Source organism: Streptomyces sp. NBRC 110028, assembly GCF_001417735.1.
In the GTDB taxonomy this organism is placed as follows: domain Bacteria; phylum Actinomycetota; class Actinomycetes; order Streptomycetales; family Streptomycetaceae; genus Streptomyces.
Genome location: NZ_BBUZ01000028.1, coordinates 234019 through 250015 on the forward strand (window position 1 = coordinate 234019; position 15997 = coordinate 250015).

At 71.0% G+C, this 15997-nt stretch carries 13 protein-coding genes and 1 pseudogene; 8 read left to right on the forward strand and 6 right to left on the reverse strand.

Features of this window, described 5'->3' with window-relative positions; genetic code table 11:
- Positions 1-170 precede the first annotated feature (170 nt).
- A complete protein-coding gene (locus ASC60_RS20190; RefSeq protein ID WP_055552835.1) occupies positions 171-1196 on the reverse strand; it encodes an aspartate-semialdehyde dehydrogenase in 1026 nt (341 codons plus the stop codon).
- A gap of 336 nt (positions 1197-1532) precedes the next feature.
- Between ASC60_RS20190 and ASC60_RS20195 the strand changes: the two genes are divergently transcribed.
- Positions 1533-3269: a TIGR03767 family metallophosphoesterase gene (locus ASC60_RS20195; RefSeq protein ID WP_055552837.1), complete on the forward strand. Its 1737-nt coding sequence runs from the start codon at positions 1533-1535 to the stop codon at positions 3267-3269.
- A gap of 13 nt (positions 3270-3282) precedes the next feature.
- Here ASC60_RS20195 and ASC60_RS20200 read toward each other — a convergent pair whose 3' ends face one another.
- Both ASC60_RS20200 and pepN read right to left on the reverse strand, forming a co-directional pair.
- Positions 3283-4314, reverse strand: coding sequence for a hypothetical protein (locus ASC60_RS20200; protein ID WP_055552839.1), 1032 nt, complete (start codon positions 4312-4314; stop codon positions 3283-3285).
- 141 nt (positions 4315-4455) lie between these two features.
- Positions 4456-7104 carry an aminopeptidase N gene (gene pepN / locus ASC60_RS20205; RefSeq protein WP_055552841.1) on the reverse strand — a complete coding sequence of 883 codons (2649 nt, stop codon included), beginning with the start codon at positions 7102-7104 and terminating at the stop codon, positions 4456-4458.
- A gap of 161 nt (positions 7105-7265) precedes the next feature.
- Here pepN and ASC60_RS20210 point away from each other — a divergent pair, with 161 nt between their 5' ends.
- Positions 7266-7901: a DsbA family protein gene (locus ASC60_RS20210; protein ID WP_055552843.1), complete on the forward strand. Its 636-nt coding sequence runs from the start codon at positions 7266-7268 to the stop codon at positions 7899-7901.
- A 114-nt stretch (positions 7902-8015) separates the two neighbouring features.
- Here the strand turns inward: ASC60_RS20210 and ASC60_RS20215 are convergent, their stop codons facing one another.
- Positions 8016-8657 (reverse strand): superoxide dismutase, encoded by a 642-nt coding sequence (locus ASC60_RS20215; RefSeq protein ID WP_055552845.1) that lies wholly within the window; start codon positions 8655-8657, stop codon positions 8016-8018.
- Between the two features lie 174 nt (positions 8658-8831).
- Positions 8832-10253, reverse strand: a complete 1422-nt coding sequence (locus ASC60_RS20220; protein WP_055552846.1) for an amino acid permease — start codon at positions 10251-10253, stop codon at positions 8832-8834.
- Positions 10254-10519: 266 nt separating this feature from the next.
- Between ASC60_RS20220 and ASC60_RS20225 the strand changes: the two genes are divergently transcribed.
- Positions 10520-11113: a biotin transporter BioY gene (locus ASC60_RS20225; protein WP_055552848.1), complete on the forward strand. Its 594-nt coding sequence runs from the start codon at positions 10520-10522 to the stop codon at positions 11111-11113.
- A gap of 73 nt (positions 11114-11186) precedes the next feature.
- Here ASC60_RS20225 and ASC60_RS20230 read toward each other — a convergent pair whose 3' ends face one another.
- Complete coding sequence (locus ASC60_RS20230; protein WP_055552850.1) at positions 11187-12614, reverse strand: amino acid permease; 1428 nt, start codon at positions 12612-12614, stop codon at positions 11187-11189.
- A 182-nt stretch (positions 12615-12796) separates the two neighbouring features.
- Here ASC60_RS20230 and ASC60_RS20235 point away from each other — a divergent pair, with 182 nt between their 5' ends.
- From ASC60_RS20235 to ASC60_RS20255, 5 genes and pseudogenes are all read left to right on the forward strand, one after another.
- Positions 12797-13285 (forward strand): ribose-5-phosphate isomerase, encoded by a 489-nt coding sequence (locus tag ASC60_RS20235; protein WP_055552851.1) that lies wholly within the window; start codon positions 12797-12799, stop codon positions 13283-13285.
- Complete coding sequence (locus ASC60_RS20240) at positions 13285-14094, forward strand: Fpg/Nei family DNA glycosylase (RefSeq protein ID WP_055552853.1); 810 nt, start codon at positions 13285-13287, stop codon at positions 14092-14094. The genes ASC60_RS20235 and ASC60_RS20240 overlap by 1 nt, the downstream gene beginning before the upstream one ends.
- A gap of 349 nt (positions 14095-14443) precedes the next feature.
- Positions 14444-15052 (forward strand): PP2C family protein-serine/threonine phosphatase, encoded by a 609-nt coding sequence (locus tag ASC60_RS20245; protein ID WP_199830998.1) that lies wholly within the window; start codon positions 14444-14446, stop codon positions 15050-15052.
- 191 nt (positions 15053-15243) lie between these two features.
- Positions 15244-15693: an ATP-binding cassette domain-containing protein gene (locus ASC60_RS20250; RefSeq protein ID WP_063787176.1), complete on the forward strand. Its 450-nt coding sequence runs from the start codon at positions 15244-15246 to the stop codon at positions 15691-15693.
- A gap of 3 nt (positions 15694-15696) precedes the next feature.
- A pseudogene (locus ASC60_RS20255) lies at positions 15697-15975 on the forward strand (FtsX-like permease family protein); the annotation flags it as partial.
- Between the last annotated feature and the right edge of the window lie 22 nt (positions 15976-15997).

Genomic DNA, 15997 nt, shown 5'->3' on the forward strand with positions numbered 1-15997 from the left:
GCTCTCTCCCGTTCGTCATGTGCGGTATGTGCGGTACGCCATGCGTCAGGCGGATTGCCATCCTCGCACGTCGGAACCGGTTGGCGCCGGTACATGAGCCGGTACGCGGGGGCCCGGGAAACGCCGGAGGGGGGAGCGGCCGAAGCCGCTCCCCCCTCCACGTGTGGGTGTCAGCTCAGATCGGCCGCGACCAGCTCGGCGATCTGCACCGCGTTCAGCGCCGCGCCCTTGCGCAGGTTGTCGTTGGACAGGAACAGCGCGAGACCGTTCTCGACCGTTTCGTCCACCCGGATCCGGCCCACGAAGCTCGGGTCCTGGCCCGCGGCCTGCAGCGGGGTCGGGATGTCGCTGAGGGCCACGCCGGGGGCGCCCGCCAGCAGCTCCACGGCCCGCTCGACGCTGATCGGACGCTCGAAGCGGGCGTTCACCTGGAGCGAGTGACCGGTGAAGACCGGGACCCGGACACAGGTGCCGGAGACCTTCAGGTCCGGGATCTCCAGGATCTTGCGGCTCTCGTTGCGGAGCTTCTGCTCCTCGTCGGTCTCCAGCCGGCCGTCCTCGACGATCTTCCCGGCCAGCGGGAGCACGTTGTAGGCGATCGGGCGGGCGTAGACCTCCGGCTCGGGGAAGTCGATCGCCGAGCCGTCGTGGGTCAGCTCGGCCGCGCGGTCGGCGCCCTTGCGGATCTGGTTGTCCAGCTCGGCGACGCCGGACAGCCCGGAGCCGGAGACGGCCTGGTAGGTGGTGGCCACCAGGGCGGTCAGCCCGGCCTCCTGGTGCAGCGGGCGCAGCACCGGCATGGCGGCCATGGTGGTGCAGTTCGGGTTGGCGATGATGCCCTTGGGGCGCTGCACCGCAGCGTGCGGGTTGACCTCGGAGACGACCAGCGGAACGTCCGGGTCCATGCGCCAGGCGGAGGAGTTGTCGATCACGACCGGGCCCTGCGAGGCGACCTTCTCGGCCAGCGCGCGGGAGGTGGCGCCGCCCGCCGAGAACAGCACGATGTCCAGGCCGGAGTAGTCGGCCGTGGCCGCGTCCTCGACGGTGACCTCGGTGCCGCCCCAGGGGAGCGTGCGGCCCGCGGAACGGGCGGACGCGAACAGCCGCAGCTGGTCGGCGGGGAAGTCGCGCTCGGCGAGTATCCTCCGCATCACTCCGCCGACCTGGCCGGTCGCTCCGACGATTCCGATCCTCATATGAACCCTTTTCCTTGGTCGTGTCTCGCGATGGCGCCTACCCTTCCGGCCAGTGTCTCAGGCCCCGCCGTGACCCTTCCGTGACCAACGCCACGCTGGTCCGCCGCCCCGGGGCGAGGCCCGGCGTTCCCGCGCGGGTGAACACGAAGTGAGCGGAAGAATTCCTGTTCACGAGGGTGCGATGGCCGTTTTCTTCACCAAGATCGACGTGAGCAGATCGGCGACCGACGTTGCCGCGTCGTTCACTCCCAGGCCATCCCCGATGCCAACGATCCGAAGTGAGGACAGCCGCCGCTGTCCGCCCGCTTCGCGAATCCACTCGGGGAGAGATCGCGCATGTCCCGCATACGGTCCGCCGCCTCCGCCGTCGCCGCGCTCGACCGCCGCACCTTCCTCACCGCCGCGGCGGCCACCGGCGCCACGGCCGGCCTCGGCATCGCCTTCGGGCCCGGCAGCGGATCGGCGAAGGCCTCGCAGCCCGCCACGGCACGCACCGTGGGACGCCGGGTGGCCCAGGCGCCCGCCGCGCCCTCCAACGCGGGCACCACCCTGGAGACGTTCTCCGCGCCCCTCTCCGGCTCCGGCGGCTACCGCCGGCTCGGCGACGGCCCGGCCTGGGACCGCAGGGTACGCACCGACATCACCGGCGCCAAGGCGGGCCGGGAGGACCGGCGCACCGCGCTGGCCTCGTTCGTCCAGCTGACCGACCTGCACCTGACGGACGTCCAGCACCCGCTGCGCTACGAGTTCCTGCGCTCCGGGCGCACCGGTGCCTGGCGGCCCCACGAGGCGCTGACCGTCGTCGGCCTCACCTCCCTCATCGAGCGGATCAACGGGCTGCGCGGCGGCCCGGCCACCGGCGCGCCGCTCTCCTTCGTGATGACCACCGGTGACAACACCGACAACAACGCGAAGATCGAGCTGGACTGGTTCCTCACCGCCATGAACGGCGGCCGGATCACCCCCAACACCGGCGATCCGCGCCACTACGAGGGCGTGCAGAACAGCGGGCTCAAGGAGTTCTGGCACCCGGAGCAGGCGCTGCGCGACTCCGACAAGCAGGCCGGTTTCCCGCGCATCGACGGCTTCCTCGACGCCGCCCTGCGCACCGTCAACAGCCCCGGGCTGCGGCTGCCGTGGTACTCGACCATCGGCAACCACGACGACCTGGCGGGCGGCGTCTACTCGTTCGGCGGCGACTACCTCGCCGAGCTGGCGACGGGCAAGCGGAAGCTCCAGCTCATCCCGGCCGACGAGGCCGCGAAGATCTACAAGGGCGAGCGCAAGGGCGCCGACCCCAAGGGCGCCGACATGAAGGCGGTACTGGAGGCGCACGCCAAGGACATGCGCACCGTCACCCCCGACGAGCGCCGCGCTCCCTTCACCCAGAAGGAGTACGTCGCCGCCCACCTCGACCCGCTGGCCGCCGGGGCGGGCCCGGTCGGCCACGGCTACACCAAGGCCAACCTCGAAGAGGGCACCCTCTACTACTCGTTCCGGATCTCCGACAACGTCGTCGGCGTCAGCCTGGACACCACCGACCCGGGCGGCCACTACACCGGCTCGATCGGCACCGCCCAGCTGAAGTGGCTGGAGAAGACGCTCAAGGAGCACAAGGACGACTACGTCATCGTCTACAGCCACCACTACAGCGACAGCCTGAACAACATGAACACCGACCCGAACCACCCGGGCGAGGCCCGGCACGGCGGCGACGAGGTGGTCTCCCTCTTCCAGCGCAACCCCCACGTGCTGGCCTGGATCAACGGCCACAGCCACCAGAACGAGATCACCCCGCACGACACCTTCTGGGAGATCACCACCGCCTCCCACGTCGACTTCCCCCAGCTGGCCCGGGTCATCGAGGTCGTGGACAACGAGGACGGCACGCTGTCCCTGTTCACCACGCTCATCGAGGCGGCCGCCCCGCGCCGCACCGACTTCGAGGACCTGTCGCAGACCGGACTCGCCGCGCTCTACCGCGAACTGGCCTTCAATGCGCCCGGTGCCAGCCAGACCCTCGCCGGTGACCCGGACGACCGCAACACCGAGCTGCTGCTGCGCAAGCCGTGAGCGTTGAGCGCCCTCAGCGCGGCAGGAGCAGCACATAGGGGGCCGGGCCGCGGTCGGCCGCCGCGAACAGCGCCGTACGGACCACCGCGGCCTGCTCCTCCAGGCCCTCCCGGAGCCGCTTGGGCGTGACGCGCACGACCGTGATGCCCATCTCCTCCAGGCGCTCGCGCCGCCGGGCCTGGGCGGTGCCCGGGACGGGCCCGCCGTGGCGCGGCGCCCGGGCGTCGATCTCCAGCGCGACGCCCTGGTCCCGCCAGTACGCGTCCACCCCGCCGAGCGCGGGCCCGCCCGGCAGCCGCAGCTCCACGTTCCACAGCGGTTCGGGCAGGCCGCAGCCGCGCACCAGGTCGTACAGGCGGCCCTCGGCGATGGCCCGCCCCTCGGCGAGCAGCGCGTCCACGGCGTCGACGACATGCGGCCGGGACAGCAGCCGGGCCCCGCTCAGCTCCGTGACCACGGCCGCGGCGTCGCAGTGCCCCTGACGCACGGACTCGGTGAGCAGCGCCCGCACCGTCTCCGCGTCGGACAGCCGGGCGACCGCGTCGGCCAGCGCCCGGGCGACCGGGGCGGTGGGCATCCCGGCGCGGCCCTGCGGCGGCGGGAGGGGGTGGGCCCGGACGAAGCGCACGAAGCCGGTGGAGCGCAGCCGCCGGGCGCGCGGCACGAGGATGTCGATGCGGTCGAGGGAGACCGGCGGGGGAGCGGAGGCGAAGTGGTGCAGGGCGAGCGCGGCGAGCCCGGTGATCATCGCGTCGCCGTCATGGCCGCCGCCCGCGGCGTCGCCGTGCCCGCCGCCGCCCGCCTGGCGGCGGCTCGCGGTGTACAGCAGCGCCGCGTACAGCCGCTCCTCGCCGGTCGGGGGGCCGGGGTGCAGCAGATGCACCCCCGGCAGCATCCGCTGCCAGGGGCCACCGGCCCGGCAGCGCTCGGCGGTCTGGGCCGCCGTCACACCGTGCTCACGCAGCTGATGTGTCGTCAGGACCCGGCAGCGGGCGTCCGAGAGATGGTGGAGGGGGCGGGGCGACAGCGGTGTGTTGTGGTTCATGACCCCGCCATTCCCGCCCGCTCCACCCCGCTCACCGCTGTGACAGAACCGTCGACAAAACCGGACAACACCGCACTAAAGTACGGCAGTTCGAATGCCGAAAGGGCCCCCGTCCGCCGACGGGCGTCACCACCGCGGCCGTCAGCCCGCCGCCCGTGCGTCGCACTCCTGTCCGCGCAGGGTCCGCGCGAGGTCGTCGCGGGCCTCCAGCACCAGGCGCCGCAGCGCGGGCGGCGCCTCCGGGTGACCGGTCAGCCAGGCGTCGGCCGCCGCCAGGGTGGTGGCGTCGCCCTGGGTGGACGGGAACAGCCCGCGCACGATCGCCATGGCGATCTCGATCGACCGCTCCTGCCAGATCCGCTCGATCACCTCGAAGTAGCGCGGGGCGTACGGGGCCAGCAGCTCGCGCTGGTTCGCCTGGTCGAAGCCCGCGATGGTGGCCTCCACCAGCGCGTTGGACAGCCGGTCGGAGTCCACCACGGCCGCCCACGCCTCGGCCTTGACCGACGCCGAGGGCCGGGCGGTCAGGAGGCGCACCTGATGGCGCTTGCCGGACGCGGTGTCGTCGCGGGACAGCTCCGCCGCGATCGCCTTCTCATCGGCCTCGCCCAGCGCGGCGAGCGCCGCCAGGAACGTCCAGCGCAGCTCCTGGTCCACATCGAGCCCGTCAATCCGGGCCGAGCCGTCCAGCAGGCCGCGCAGCATCCGCAGCTCGGCGTCGCCGGTGGCGACCTGGGCGAAGAACCGCGCCCAGGCGAGCTGGTGCCCGCTGCCCGGTTCGGCGAGCCGCAGCTCGCGCAGCGCGCCCTCGGCGATCCGGCTCCCGGCCTCCGCACGCCGCTCCGGCGCGCTGTAGTGGTGCAGCGCGGACAGCGCCCACGCCTGGACCGTCTGGAGCACGCCGATGTCGCTCTCCGCCCCGGCGAACCTCGCCACCAGCGCGAGGTAGTCGCGGGCGGGCATCAGCCCGTCCCGGGTGAGGTTCCACAGCGCGGACCAGCACAGCGCGCGGGCCAGGGGATCGCTCAGCTCGCCCAGGTGCTCGCGCAGCGTGTCCAGCGAGCCCTCGTCGAAGCGGATCTTGCAGTAGGTGAGGTCCTCGTCGTTGACCAGGATCAGATCGGGCCGCTCGGCCCCGGTCAGCTCGGTGACGACCGTACGGGGGCCGTCGACGTCGACCTCGGCGCGGGCATACCGCACCAGCGCCCCGGCGCGCTCGCCGGCGGCCGCGTCCTTCCGGTACAGCCCGACGGCGACCCGGTGCGGGCGCAGCGTGCCACGCGGCGGAGCCGCGTCATCGGGAGCGGCGCGGGTGGACGCGGCCTCCTGGAGGACGGCCAGCTCGGTGATGTGCCCCTCGGCGTCGTAGACGGCCTGCGGGGTGAGCACATTGACGCCCGCGGTCTCCAGCCACGCCCGCGACCAGGCCACCATGTCCCGGCCGGAGGTCTCGGTGAGCACCGACAGCAGATCGGTCAGCCGGGTGTTGCCGTACGCGTGCCGCTTGAAGTAGCGGCGGGAGCCCTCCAGGAAGGCGTCCTGCCCGGCGTAGGCCACCAGCTGCTTGAGCACGGACGCGCCCTTGGCGTACGTGATCCCGTCGAAGTTGAGCTTGGCGTCCTCCAGGTCCCGGATGTCGGCCGTGATGGGATGGGTGGAGGGCAGCTGGTCGGCGCGGTACGCCCAGGACTTGCGGCGATTGGCGAAGGTGATCCAGCCGTCGGTGAAGCGGGTCGCCCCGACCAGCGCGAAGGACCCCATGAAGTCGGCGAACGACTCCTTGAGCCACAGGTCGTCCCACCACTCCATGGTGACCAGGTCGCCGAACCACATGTGCGCCATCTCGTGCAGGATGATCGTCGCCCGGTGCTCGTACGACGCCTGGGTGACCTTGCCGCGGAAGATCAGCTCCTCGCGGAAGGTCACGCACCCCGGGTTCTCCATCGCGCCGATGTTGTACTCCGGCACGAACGCCTGGTCGTACTTCCCGAAGGGGTACGGGTAGTCGAAGTGGTCGTGGAAGAAGTCCAGGCCCTGCTTGGTGACCGTGAAGACGTCGTCCGCGTCGAAGTGCTTGGCGAGCCCCTTGCGGCACAGCGCGCCGAGCGGGATCTCCAGCACCGAGCCGTCCGGCCGGGTGCGGCGGTAGCGGTCGCTCTCGTAGTGGTACGGGCCGGCGACGACGGCCGTGATGTACGTCGAGATGGGCAGCGTCGGGGTGAAGCGGGTGGTCGCGGCCCCGTCGCCGTCGCCGGACGGCTCGACCCCCTCGGCCGTCCCGTTGCTCAGCACCGTCCAGCCTTCGGGGGCGGTCACCGAGAAGGTGAACGGCGCCTTCAGATCGGGCTGTTCGAAGTTGGCGAAGACCCTCCGGGCGTCGGCCGGCTCGTACTGGGTGTACAGATACACCTCGCCGTCCTCGGGGTCCACGAAGCGGTGCAGCCCCTCGCCCGTGCGGCTGTAGGCGCATCGCGCGTCCACCACCAGCTCGTTCTCCCCGGCCAGCCCTTCCAGGGCGATCCGGGTCCCGTCGAAGACGGCCGCCGGGTCCAGCTCCCGCCCGTTGAGCCGCACCGCGACGACCTCCGGCGCCACCAGGTCGGCGAAGGACGCGGCGCCCGGTTCGGCGCAGCGGAAGCGCACGGTCGTCGTCGAGCGGAAGGTGCGCGGGCCCGGGCCGGTGTCCGCCCCGACCGCCGACCGCAGATCGAGGGCCACCTCATAGGCGTCCACCGACAGCAGCCTCGCCCGCTCGCGGGCCTCGTCACGGGTCAGGTTCTCACCGGGCACGTAGCGGCTCCCTCGTCTTCGGCTGGCCATCTCGGATGGCGGACAGCGGGAATCATGTCACGCGGCACTGACACTCGGTATCGGGGAATGGTCCCCGTACCCGGCCACGTTGTCGTACGAGATAACTCCGTATCCGCGCGTTTCCCGTCCGAGGAGAGACCATGGCCGAGACTGTCAAGACGCCCGCCGATTTCTGGTTCGATCCGCTGTGTCCCTGGGCCTGGATGACCTCGCGCTGGATGCTCGAGGTGGAGAAGGTCCGCCCGGTCGAGGTGCGCTGGCACGTGATGAGCCTCGCGGTGCTCAACGAGCCCAAGCTCGATGAGCTGCCCGAGAGGTACCAGGAGCTGATGAAGACCGCCTGGGGCCCGGTCCGGGTCTGCATCGCCGCCGAGCAGAAGCACGGCAGCGATGTCCTCGGCCCCCTTTACACCGCCCTCGGCACCCGCTTCCACAACCAGGGCCTGGAGAAGACCCGGGAGACGATCGTCGCCGCCCTGGAGGAGGCCGGGCTGCCCGCCGACCTCGCGGACGCGGCCGACTCCGACGCGTACGACACCGAGCTGCGCGCCTCCCACAAGGCGGGCATCGACCTGGTCGGCCAGGAGGTCGGCACCCCGGTCATCGCCGTCCCCGGCCCGGACGGCGAGCAGATCGCCTTCTTCGGCCCGGTCGTCACCCCCGCCCCCAAGGGCGACGCCGCCGCCCAGCTGTGGGACGGCACCCTGATGGTCGCCTCCATCCCCGGCTTCTACGAGATCAAGCGCACCCGCACGGTCGGCCCGATCTTCGACTGACCCGCCCGCCTGCCCCGGCACGGCAGGGCCCCCGCGCGACTCGACCGCGCGGGGGCCCTGTTTTTCCGCCTGCCCGTGAAGGTTGAGAAGACGATCACGTGAGCAGGAGGTCTGTCACGGAGCGAGCAGCAGGTTGTGGGCGCGCTCCTTCGCCGCCGTGTAACGGCGGGCCACATCCTGCCAGTTGACGACCTTCCACATGGCCTCGATGAAGTCCACCTTCTGGTTCTTGTACTGCAGGTAGAAGGCGTGCTCCCAGGCGTCGAAGACCAGGATCGGCACCGAGCCCTGCCCCACGTTGCCCTGGTGGTCGTACACCTGCTCCACCACCAGCCGCCCGCTCACCGGCTCGTACGCCAGCACCCCCCACCCCGACCCCTGCGTGGTCGCGGCCGCCTTCGACAGCTGCGCCTTGAACCGGCCGAAGGACCCGAAGTGCTCGGCGATGGCATCGGCCAGCTCGCCCACCCCGTCCTTCTCCAGCGGCTCACCACCGCCGTCGCCGGTCATGTTGTTCCAGTAGATGCTGTGCAGGATGTGGCCCGACAGATGGAAGGCCAGGTTCTTCTCCAGCCCGTTGATGGACCCCCACTGGTCCTTCTCCCGCGCCTCCGCGAGCTGCTCCAGCGTGTCGTTCGCGCCCTTGACGTACGTGGCGTGGTGCTTGTCGTGATGCAGCTCGATGATCTCGGGACTGATGACCGGGGCCAGCGCCGCGTAGTCGTACGGAAGTTCAGGAAGTGTGTAGATGGCCATGCCAAGCCCTCCGGACCCTTATTGCAATTAACTTGCAACTGCACGCTACCAGCAAGAGCGTTTTCCGCCAGGGGGGAGCCGAAGGTTCACGCCAAAAGACCGAGGCGGGGCGGGCCCTCGGATGGAGGACCCGCCCCGCCTCGGAAGCGGAAGGACAGAAGGGAGAGAAGGGGATCAGTGCCGGGCGGACACCGCCCGCTGACGCGCGTAGCCGATGACCGCGAGCACCACCGTCATGCCGAGCGTGAAGTACAGCTGGGTGCTGGTGTCGTCCTCGCGGAGCATCAGGAGCAGGACGGCGATGGTGGCGGCCAGGGCCACGTAGGTCAGATAGGGGAAGAGCCACATCTTGACCACCAGCTTCTCCGGGGCCTCGCGCTGGAGGCGGCGGCGCATCACGAGCTGGGACACGGCGATGAAGCCCCAGACGACCAGCACCGCCGCGCCGACCATGTTGAGGAGCCACTTGAAGATGGTGTCCGGCCACCAGTAGCTGAGCAGGACGGCGACGAAGCCGAAGAAGGACGAGGCGAGCACGGTGAGGCGGGGGACGCCACCGAAGACCCGGCCGAGGAAGGCGGGGCCTTCGCCGCGGACGACCAGGGAGTAGGACATGCGGGAGGCGCCGTAGATGTTGGCGTTCATCGCGGAGAGCAGGGCGACCAGCACGATGACGTTCATGATGTTGCCGGCCGCCGGGATGTCGAGGTGGTCGAGGACCGCCACGTACGGGCCGTCCTTGACGACCGACGCGTCGTTCCACGGTATGAGCGTGACGACGACGACCATCGAGCCGACGTAGAACAGGGCGATGCGCCACATGGCGGTGCGCACGGCGCCGGCGACGCTCTTGACCGGGTTCTCGGACTCGGCCGCCGCGATCGTCACCGTCTCCAGGCCGCCGTAGGCGAAGACGGAGGCCAGCAGACCGACGACGAGGCCGTTCGCGCCGTTGGGCATGAAGCCGCCCTCGCCGGTGAGGTTGCTGCTGCCGGGGGCGTCGGTGCCGGGCAGGACGCCGATGATGGCGAGGACGCCCAGAAGGAGGAAGATGCCGATCGCGGCGATCTTCAGCGCGGCGAACCAGAACTCGAACTCGCCGAAGTTGCTGACGGCCGCGAGGTTGGTGCCGCAGAACATCGCCATGAAGACGGCGACCCACATCCAGGAGTCGGTGCCCGGGAACCAGTGGACCATGATCCCGGCCGCGCCGATCGCCTCCGCGGCGATGCCCACGCACAGCAGCACCCAGAACATCCAGCCGACGGTGAATCCGGCCCACGGCCCGATCGAGCGCTCGGCGTGCACGGAGAACGAACCGGAGGCCGGGTTGGCCGCCGACATCTCGCCGAGCATGCGCATCACGAGCATCACGAGCAGCCCGGAGAGCGCGTAGGCGAGGATGATCGAGGGCCCGGCGGCGGCGATTCCGGCACCGGAGCCGACGAACAGCCCGGCGCCGATCACGCCGCCGAGGGCGATCATCGACAGATGGCGCTGCTTGAGGCCGTGCGAGAGCGGCCGCGCGGCGTCCCCGCCCGCGTCGGTCGCCTTGGTGCCGCTCTGCGGCGCTGAGGACGCAGGTGTCGGGTTCATGGCTGGTCTCTGTCCCTTGTGTGAGGGCGGGCGGATGCAAAACGCCCCCAGTGTGGGGCGTGCGTCCGATCAGGACAACATTGATGTCAAACTTTTCTGGATATCGGACATCCTGGTCACGCTCCGTATCGCGCCATTCTGCGTGACGATCTGCCCGAAGCCGCCAAGCCCGCGGCCCGGCATTTGTGCTGATCCGATGGTGCGCGGCGGCTTCACCTCGGGTTACCGTCGGGTAGTCCGCCCCTCCCGACCCCGGAGTTCCGCTCATGAGCACTGTTTCTGCCGCCGCCCCGACCGGTACGGTCCTCGCCGACGCGGTCTTCCCCGCGCGGCGCGTTCTCGCCCGTGACACCGCGCTCGTCGTGGGTGGCGCCGTGCTCACCGGCCTGGCCGCGCAGATCTCGGTGCCCGTCCCCGGCTCGCCGGTGCCGGTGACCGGCCAGACGTTCGCCGCGCTGCTGGTGGGCACCTCGCTCGGGGCCCGCCGGGGCTTCCTGTCGCTCGCGCTGTACGCGCTGGCCGGGATGGCGGGCATGCCCTGGTTCGCCGAGGGCGACTCCGGCGCCGCGATGCCGTCCTTCGGCTATGTGCTGGGCATGCTGCTCGCCGCGACCGTGGTGGGCGCGCTGGCGCGGCGCGGCGGTGACCGGAGGGCGCTGCGCACCGCGGGCACGATGGCGGTCGGCTCCGCGATCATCTACGCGATCGGCGTCCCGTACCTGGCGCTGGCCACGGACCTCTCCCTCGGCCAGGCGGTCGCCGCCGGACTGACCCCGTTCCTGATCGGGGACGCCCTGAAGGCCGCGCTGGCGATGGGCGCGCTGCCGGCCGCCTGGAAGCTGGTGGGCCGCCGCGGCTGAGCCGTCACTCCTCATCGGTACGCGTCGGGCGGGCTGGTTCTCCAGCCCGCCCGACGCGTATCCGGCGCACGGCCTACGGGGCCACGGACTCCTTGGAGGCGTTCTCGGCCGGGGCGGTCGGCTTGGGTCCGGCGACCCGGTCCCGTACCAGCGCGAAGCCCACCACGAGCACCGCCACCAGGGTGGACAGCAGCACCTGGTCGCGCCCGTCCTTGTCGGTGAGCATGTAGACCAGCACGAACAAGATCATCCCGATGGTCGCCCAGGTCAGATACGGGAAGCCCCACATGCGGACGACCAGCTTGTCCGGGCTTTCGCGCAGGATGATGCCGCGCATCCGCAGCTGGGTGAAGCAGATCACCAGCCAGACGAAGAGCGCGACCGCGCCCGAGGAGTTCAGCAGGAACTGGAAGACCGTGTCCGGCCACTGGTAGTTGAACCACACCGCGACGAAGCCGAAGACGACCGAACCGAGGATCGCGGCCTGCGGTACCCCGCGTCCGTTGGTCCTGGCGAACGCGGCCGGGGCGTCACCGCGCTGCCCGAGCGAGAAGGCCATGCGGGAGGCGGTGTAGAGGCCGGAGTTGAGGCAGGAGAGCACGGCGGTCAGCACGATGACGTTCATGACCTGGCCGGCGTGCGGAATGCCGATCGAGTCGAGCGCGGCGACGTAACTGCCGTCCTTGGTGATCGACTTGGCGTTCCAGGGCAGCAGGGTGACCACGACGAAGATCGAGCCCAGGTAGAAGACCGCGATGCGCCAGATCACGCTGTTGGTGGCCTTGGAGACGGCCCGCTGCGGGTCGGCGGACTCACCGGCGGCCAGGGTGACGATCTCGCTGCCCATGAAGGAGAAGACGACCAGCAGCACTCCGGTGAGGATCGCGCCCGGACCGTTGGGCAGGAAGCCGCTGTGGTCGGTCAGATGCGCCAGACCGGCGCCCTCGTTCTCGGAGCCGGGCAGGAGGCCGAAAACCGCGAGCCCGCCGATGACGATGAAGGCGGCGATCGCGACGACCTTGATCCCGGCGAACCAGAACTCGAACTCGCCGTAGGAGGAGACCGAGGCCAGGTTGGCGGCGGTGAGCACGAGCATCACGATCAGTGCCCAGCCCCACTGCGGTACGGCCGGCCACCACTCCTCCAGGATCTTGGCACCGGCGGTCGCCTCGACCGCCAGCACCACGACCCAGAAGAACCAGTAGAGCCAGCCGATCGAGAAGCCCGCCCAGCGGCCGAGCGCCCGGTCGGCATAGGCGGAGAAGGAGCCGGAGGTCGGATTCGCGGCGGCCATCTCGCCCAGCATGCGCATCACGAGGACGACCATGAGGCCGACGAGTGCGTACGAGACGAGGATGCCCGGTCCGGCCTTGGCGATGCCGGCGCTGGAGCCGACGAACAGCCCGGCGCCGATCACTCCGCCAATCGCGATCATCGAGAGATGGCGGTTCTTGAGCCCGGCCTTGAGGCCATCGGGGGAAGTCGCTGGTTGTGCGCTCATATGGCTCGATCCTTAGCTTCCGGAATAGGAGCGACGCCAGTGAATCTCAGGAGAACCAACAGGTGAACCTTCGATTTCAAATCGTTACTTGAGGTTTCCATGAGGTTCCTTGGTGTTGCGTAGTAATCACAGGGCGCCTACCCGGCTCGGCGGGAAAGACACGGCCATGCCACACTCAGGGCATGCGCGTGTACCTCGGCTCCGATCATGCCGGATACGAACTGAAGAACCACCTCGTGGAGTGGCTCCGGGCGGGCGGTCATGACCCCGTCGACTGCGGCCCGCACATCTACGACGCCCAGGACGACTACCCGCCGTTCTGCCTGCGTGCCGCCGAGCGGACCGCCGCCGACGGCGACAGCCTCGGCATCGTGATCGGCGGCTCCGGCAACGGCGAGCAGATCGCGGCGAACAAGGTCAAGGGGGTGCGCGCCGCACTGGCCTGGAGCGAGCAGACCGCCGCCCTCGCGCGCGAGCACAACGACGCCAACGTGATCAGCATCGGCGGGCGCATGCACACCCGGGAAGAGGCGATCAAGTTCGTCGAGATCTTCCTGGCCACCCCGTACTCCGGCGAGGAGCGGCACACCCGCCGCATCGCCATGCTCGCCGGCTACGAGACCACCGGCGAACTGCCGCCCATCCCGGCCCACCACCCCGCCGGCGACTGATGCCCGAGGGGCACACCATCCACCGACTGGCCGCCGACCACCTCGACCGGTTCGGCGGCCGGCCCGTCCGTGCCGCCAGTCCCCAGGGCAAGTTCGCCGACGGGGCGGCCCTGGTGGACGGGCAGGTGCTCCAGCACGCCGAGGCACACGGCAAGCACCTCTTCCTGGACTTCGCGGCCACCGGCTGGGTCCACGTCCACCTCGGGCTCTTCGGTAAGTACACCTTCGGCCCGGCCCCCGCCCCGCCGCCCACCGAGACCGTACGGCTGCGGCTCGCGGGCCCCGGAGGGTACGCCGATCTGCGCGGGCCGACCGCCTGCGCCCTGATCACCGAGCCCGAGAAGCAGGCCATCCACGACCGCCTCGGACCCGATCCGCTGCGCCCCGGCGACGACGGCGCCGACGCCTGGGCCCGGATCTCCCACAGCCGGGTCAGTGTGGCCGCGCTGCTCATGGACCAGAAGGTGGTCGCGGGCGTCGGCAACGTCTACCGCGCCGAGGTCCTGTTCCGGCACGGCATCGACCCGTACCGCCCGGGCCGCGGGCTGACCCGCGACGAATGGGACGCGCTCTGGGCCGATCTGGCGGAACTGATGCGCGAGGGCGTACGGAACAACCGGATCGACACGGTCCGCCCCGAGCACACCCCCGAGGCCATGGGCCGCCCGCCGCGCGTCGACGACCACGGCGGCGAGGTCTACGTCTACCGCCGGGCCGGGCAGCCCTGCCATGTCTGCGGCGGTGAGATCCGCACCGCGGGCCTGGCCGCCCGGAACCTGTTCTGGTGCCCCGCTTGCCAGCGGTCGTGAGGCGCGGCAGCCGGCGCTCCGTCAGGTGCGACCGCCGCTCCGGCCGCCGGTGGAGCGCTCGCATTCGGTCAACTCCCGCCGCAGCGCGGTTTTCCCCGTCGATCGGGGTACGGGACCGAAGGCGAACACCAGCTTTCCGTACCAATCATCCCAAACAGTCGATCGGCCGCCCCCGGCTCCGCCCTCATATCCCCATCCCCAGCAGCGGTTTCCCGTACACCCGAACGAATACCGCTTATAATTGCCCCCCTGGCTGGGTGGCTCAACGCGCCACGAATCGACGCGCGTCCGAACGGGTGGGTAGGGTCCCGGTGCAATGACTGGCGGCGCGGACACTCCGATGGCCCGGATGCGCAAAGCTCTGCACCGGGTTCGCACAGGCGTGCGCAAAGCCGGAGTCGACTACTTCCGCGGCGAGGGCTCCGACCGGCTCGCCCTCACCCTGCTGCTCCTCGCCGTCCCCGCCATCGCCTGCGGCACCATCGCCACCCCCGACTGGTGCGCCCCCTCGGCCCTCGTCCTGCCGATCGTCGCGGGCGGACTGCTGCTGCGCCAGGACTGGGAAGAGGGCTTCGCGACCTCCGTCCACCTCGTACTCGACCTCGACAGCGGCGACTTCGAGCTCTTCTCCGCCGGACATCTGCCCGCGCTCCAACTCAGCGCGGGCACCGGCAAATGGGAGGAGAAGTCCGCAGACGGCCCGCTGCTCGGCGTCTACGACGGCGCCCAGTTCGACCCCACCAAGGGCACCCTGCGCCCCGGGGACGTCCTGATGCTGTTCACCGACGGCCTCGTCGAGACCGCCGACCGCGACATCAGCGAGGGCATCGACCATCTGACCGGCGAGGCCGACCGCTACGTCGCCTCCGGCTTCCATGGCGCGGCCTGGCACCTGATCGAGACGGTGGCCAAGGACGTCAACGACGACCGGGCGCTCCTGCTGATCTGCCGCCAGTAGGACCGTCGTACCGGGGGTCAACCCCCCGTGGGCACGGCGGTGACCGCCATGGCCCCGGGACACCCCCGATCCCTACGTTCGTGGGACCCCGCAGGACATCGGGCGAACCTTCGGAGAAGGGCCACCACCATACGGCTGCGCAAGCGGCGTACGACAGCGGTGCCCCCGGCACCGCACCCCGCCCCCACGCCATCGAACTCCGGGGCGTCCAGCGCCGCTACGGCCGCGGCGGCAACGCCGTGCACGCGCTCCGCGGCATCGACCTCGCCCTCCCGCACGGCAGCTTCACCGCCGTCATGGGCCCCTCGGGCTCCGGCAAGTCGACGTTCCCGCAGTGCGCCGCCGGACCGGACCGGCCGACCGCCGGGTCCGTGACGCTCGGCGGCACCGAGATCACCGGGATGCTGCCGGCCGGGACAGCCGAGGTGCTCGGGCTGCTGCGGCACGCGGTGGACGCGCTCGGCGCGACCGTGGTGAGGGTCACGCACGACCCGGTGGCCGCGAGCTACGCCGACCGGGTGCTCTTCCTCGCGGACGGAAGCGTGGCCGACCGGCTCACCCGCGCCCCGGCGCACGAGATCGCCGACCGGATGACCCGGCTCACCGCCCGCACCCCCGCCGGCCTCGCCGTCGTCCGGTGAGGGCTGGGCACCCTGCGCCTGATCGGATCGACCCGGCGGCAGGTGCTGGGCATGGTGCGCTGGGAGGCGCTGCTGGTGGCCACGGCCGGTGTCGCGCTGGGCACGGCGATCGCCCTGGCCACGCTCGTACCGATGGTGCGCGGGCTGACCGGCGGGAGCCCGTACGTCCCACCGCTGACCTGCGCCGGGTTCGCGGGCGCGGCCGTGGCGCTCGGCCTCGCGGCGACCCTGCTGCCCGCCCGGGCGGCGCTGCGCCGGGAGGCGGCCGGAAGGAACGGGTGAGCGGATGAGCGAAAGGGGCCGG

What these genes read in the sequence shown, in the direction of transcription:
- ASC60_RS20190 (WP_055552835.1), bottom strand. Translation starts at nt 1,196, where the DNA reads ATGAGGATCGGAATCGTCGGAGCGACCGGCCAGGTCGGCGGAGTGATG.
- ASC60_RS20195 (WP_055552837.1), top strand. Translation starts at nt 1,533, where the DNA reads ATGTCCCGCATACGGTCCGCCGCCTCCGCCGTCGCCGCGCTCGACCGC.
- ASC60_RS20200 (WP_055552839.1), bottom strand. Translation starts at nt 4,314, where the DNA reads ATGAACCACAACACACCGCTGTCGCCCCGCCCCCTCCACCATCTCTCG.
- ASC60_RS20210 (WP_055552843.1), top strand. Translation starts at nt 7,266, where the DNA reads ATGGCCGAGACTGTCAAGACGCCCGCCGATTTCTGGTTCGATCCGCTG.
- ASC60_RS20215 (WP_055552845.1), bottom strand. Translation starts at nt 8,657, where the DNA reads ATGGCCATCTACACACTTCCTGAACTTCCGTACGACTACGCGGCGCTG.
- ASC60_RS20220 (WP_055552846.1), bottom strand. Translation starts at nt 10,253, where the DNA reads ATGAACCCGACACCTGCGTCCTCAGCGCCGCAGAGCGGCACCAAGGCG.
- ASC60_RS20225 (WP_055552848.1), top strand. Translation starts at nt 10,520, where the DNA reads ATGAGCACTGTTTCTGCCGCCGCCCCGACCGGTACGGTCCTCGCCGAC.
- ASC60_RS20230 (WP_055552850.1), bottom strand. Translation starts at nt 12,614, where the DNA reads ATGAGCGCACAACCAGCGACTTCCCCCGATGGCCTCAAGGCCGGGCTC.
- ASC60_RS20235 (WP_055552851.1), top strand. Translation starts at nt 12,797, where the DNA reads ATGCGCGTGTACCTCGGCTCCGATCATGCCGGATACGAACTGAAGAAC.
- ASC60_RS20240 (WP_055552853.1), top strand. Translation starts at nt 13,285, where the DNA reads ATGCCCGAGGGGCACACCATCCACCGACTGGCCGCCGACCACCTCGAC.
- ASC60_RS20245 (WP_199830998.1), top strand. Translation starts at nt 14,444, where the DNA reads ATGCGCAAAGCTCTGCACCGGGTTCGCACAGGCGTGCGCAAAGCCGGA.